The sequence below is a fragment of the Sphingomonas bacterium genome, assembly GCF_903643035.1.
Lineage (GTDB): Bacteria > Pseudomonadota > Alphaproteobacteria > Sphingomonadales > Sphingomonadaceae > Sphingomonas.
In genome coordinates, this window is sequence record NZ_CAHJWW010000306.1 from 1 (window position 1) to 3074 (window position 3074).

At 71.6% G+C, this 3074-nt stretch carries 5 protein-coding genes and 1 pseudogene; all 6 read right to left on the reverse strand.

Going from position 1 to position 3074, the window contains the following annotated elements:
• Positions 1 to 5: 5 nt before the first annotated feature.
• Positions 6 to 524, reverse strand: a complete 519-nt coding sequence (locus tag HUV01_RS14325; protein WP_174298882.1) for a PaaI family thioesterase — start codon at positions 522 to 524, stop codon at positions 6 to 8.
• Positions 514 to 978, reverse strand: a complete 465-nt coding sequence (locus HUV01_RS14330; RefSeq protein WP_174298883.1) for a PTS sugar transporter subunit IIA — start codon at positions 976 to 978, stop codon at positions 514 to 516. Before HUV01_RS14330 ends, HUV01_RS14325 begins: the two co-directional genes overlap by 11 nt.
• Positions 979 to 991: 13 nt before the next feature.
• Positions 992 to 1570, reverse strand: a complete 579-nt coding sequence (gene hpf, locus HUV01_RS14335) for a ribosome hibernation-promoting factor, HPF/YfiA family (protein ID WP_174298884.1) — start codon at positions 1568 to 1570, stop codon at positions 992 to 994.
• A gap of 40 nt (positions 1571 to 1610) precedes the next feature.
• Positions 1611 to 2309: a DNA polymerase III subunit epsilon gene (gene dnaQ, locus HUV01_RS14340; protein ID WP_174298885.1), complete on the reverse strand. Its 699-nt coding sequence runs from the start codon at positions 2307 to 2309 to the stop codon at positions 1611 to 1613.
• A 10-nt stretch (positions 2310 to 2319) separates the two neighbouring features.
• Positions 2320 to 2925 carry a dephospho-CoA kinase gene (gene coaE / locus HUV01_RS14345; RefSeq protein ID WP_302480071.1) on the reverse strand — a complete coding sequence of 202 codons (606 nt, stop codon included), beginning with the start codon at positions 2923 to 2925 and terminating at the stop codon, positions 2320 to 2322.
• Positions 2926 to 2952: 27 nt separating this feature from the next.
• A pseudogene (locus tag HUV01_RS14350) lies at positions 2953 to 3074 on the reverse strand (shikimate dehydrogenase); the annotation flags it as partial.

A 3074-nucleotide genomic window follows, 5' to 3' on the forward strand; every position in this document is an offset into this window, starting at 1 on the left:
GCCGCTCACGCCGCCAGCCCGCTCCGACCGGAGCGGCCGGGGACGCCGGTCGGGCGGGCGTAGCCGGGCAGTCCGGCGAGCGCGATCCGCGAGCGCATGAAGGTACCGGTGCCGCGCGCCACCTCCTCGCCCCCCGCGTCCACCAACCGGGCCTCGGCGATGAAGACGCGCCGCTGGCCGCTGATCCACCGCCCCTCCGCGACCACCGGTCCCGCGCGCAGCGGTCGCGTCAACAGCAGGTTGAACGCGGTGGTGAGCAGGAACCGATCGTTGACGAGGCTGTTGGCGGCATAGAAGGCGGCGTCGTCGAGCATCTTGAAATAGCTGGTGCCGTGCGCCGCGCCGCCGGCGTGGAACACACGCTCGTCGACCGTGAAGCGGATCCGCGCCAGGCCGGCGGCGACGATGTCCAGCGTCGATTCGAAGAAGCTGTTGATCGGCGCCGCCGCGTACAGCCCCTCCAGCGCGCGGAAATGCGCCGCCTCGCCCGCCGGGAGATCGCGGTGCGCGCCCTCAGCCGGCATCGCGGGCCTCGTCCGCGGTCCAGAGCGCATAGAGCGCGTCCGGGGAGCCCGCGCCGCGCAGCTTGGCGACGAACGACTGGTCGCGCAGCCGCCGGGAAACCTGCGCCAGCGCCTTGAGATGGTCCGCGCCCGCATCGGGAGGCGACAGCATGGCGAGGACGATGTCCACGGGCCGGTCGTCCACCGCCTTGAACGCGATCGGCTGGGCAAGGCGGATCAGCAGGGCCGCCACCTCGGAAATCCCCGCGAGCTTGGCATGCGGGATCGCGATCCCGCCGCCGAACCCCGTCGAGCCCAGCCGCTCGCGGGCGGCCAGCGCATCGGCGACCCTGTCTCCCTCCAGCCCCAGCGTCGTGGCGGCGATGGTTCCTATGTGGATGAACAACATCTTCCTGGTGGCGGCCGGCAACCCGATGCGGACCGCCTCGGCGTTCAGGAGTACGGCCTGCCCCATCGGCACCGCCCCGTCAGGCGACGCGGTTGGGCTCGACCCAGCCGATCGTGCCGTCGCCGCGGCGATAGACCATGTTGAAGGACCCCGTGCCCGCATTGCGGAACAGCAGCGCGGCCGTGTTGCGCAGGTCGAGCATCATCACCGCGTCCGACACGCTGGCGTCGGGCACGTCGACCCGCGTCTCGGCGACGATCAGCGGCGCGTCGCTTGCCTCCTCCGCCTCGGGCTGCTCCTGGAACAGCGTGTAGCCGGCGTTGTCGTACAGCTGGTCGTCGTTCACCGTGCCGGTCGCGGCGTGGTCCTTGATCCGGCGCATGTAGCGCCGCAGCTGCTTGTCGATCTTGCCCGCCGCGCCGTCGAAGGCGGGGTGGGCCTCGTGCGCCTCGTGCCGGCCCTTGATCACCAGTCCGTGCATGACGTTCATGACGATATCGCAGGTGAAGCCCACGTCGTGCGGACCCTTGCCGAACGTCGCCTGCGCGGAGATGGCGCGCGCGAAATACTTGGTGGCGATCGCCTGAAGCGCGTCCTCGACATGACTGCGCAGCGCGTCGCCGACGGCGACCTGGTGACCCGAGACGCGGACATCCATGACTTCTTCTCCTCAGGGCGATCGCCTGGCGGGCGACCCGTTACGCGGCTGTCTCCACGCCCCACAGGGGATTGGCGACCGTCGTCATGAACGCGGCATGCGCCGCCCGTTCTCCCTCATTTGGCGCGAAAAGGCGCGGCGGCCGGACCTGACGGGCCACCGCCGGCGCGGCATGGGACGCGGCCGCGGCGCCGTCTACCTCGTCGGCGACCAGGGTCAGACCGATCTGCCGCCCCCCGGTCAGTTCGACATAGACCTGCGCCAGCAGCTGCGCGTCGAGCAGCGCGCCGTGGAGCACGCGGCGCGACCGGTCGATGCCGTATCGCGAGCACAGCGCATCCAGGCTGTGCTTGGCGCCGGGATGACGGCTGCGCGCGAGTTGCAGCGTGTCGACCATCCGCGTCATGCAGACGGCGGCCCGCCCCAGGCGGACGAGTTCGCCGTTGAGGAAACCGAAGTCGAAGCCGGCGTTGTGCGCCACCAGCGGTGCGTCGCCGATGAACGCCAGCAGTTCCTCCACGCCCTGGTGGAAGCGGGGCTTGTCGGACAGGAACGTCGCCGACAGGCCGTGAACCGCCTGCGCCTCCGCCGGCATGTCGCGCTCGGGGTGGAAATAGGCGTGGAACACGCGGCCGGTCTCGACCCGGTGGACGAGCTCGACGCAGCCGATCTCCACCAGACGATCGCCGCCGGTGAAGCTGAGGCCGGTAGTCTCGGTGTCGAACACGATCTCGCGCATGGTCGCGCCGCTATCGACCCTCGCGGGGCCGGAGGCAAGCGGCCAGGGTGGCGACCTGCCGGCGTGTCGCCTCCAGCGAGCCGCCGGTGTCGATGACATGGTCGGCGCGCGCGCGCTTGTCGGCGTCGGGCAACTGGCGGCCAAGGATCGCCTCCAATCGCGCCGACGTCATCCCCGGTCGCGCCAGCACGCGTCCGCGCTGCACGGCGGCGGGCGCGGAGACCACCGCCACCGCGTCCATCCCGTCCGCCCCGCCCGTCTCGAACAGCAGCGGCACGTCGAGCACCAGCAAAGGCGCGTCGGCGTGCGCGGCGAGAAAGGCGGAACGCTCGCGTCCGACGGCAGGGTGGACGATCGCCTCCAGCCGGCGCATCGCCGCTCCCCCCGCCCCGTCACCCAGCACCGCCGTTCCCAGTCTTGCGCGATCTACGCCGCCGGGTCCCGTGGTGCCGGGAAACGCGGCCTCGATCGCTGCGACCGCCGCACCGTCCGGCCCCTGGAGGCGATGGACGACGGCGTCGGCGTCGAACACCGGCACGCCCAGATCGGCGAACATCGCCGCGACCGTCGACTTGCCCATGCCGATCGAGCCGGTAAGGCCAAGGACGAACGTCAAGCGCGACCGCCCGTCATGCCAGCAGGGTCATGCCAGCAGGATCGCGCGCAGCTCGTCGTCGCGCCCGCGCGGCGGCACGGCGCCGAAGAACAGCTCGAACGCCGCCGCCGCCTGGCCGACCAGCATGTCGAGCCCGTCCACCACCGCCA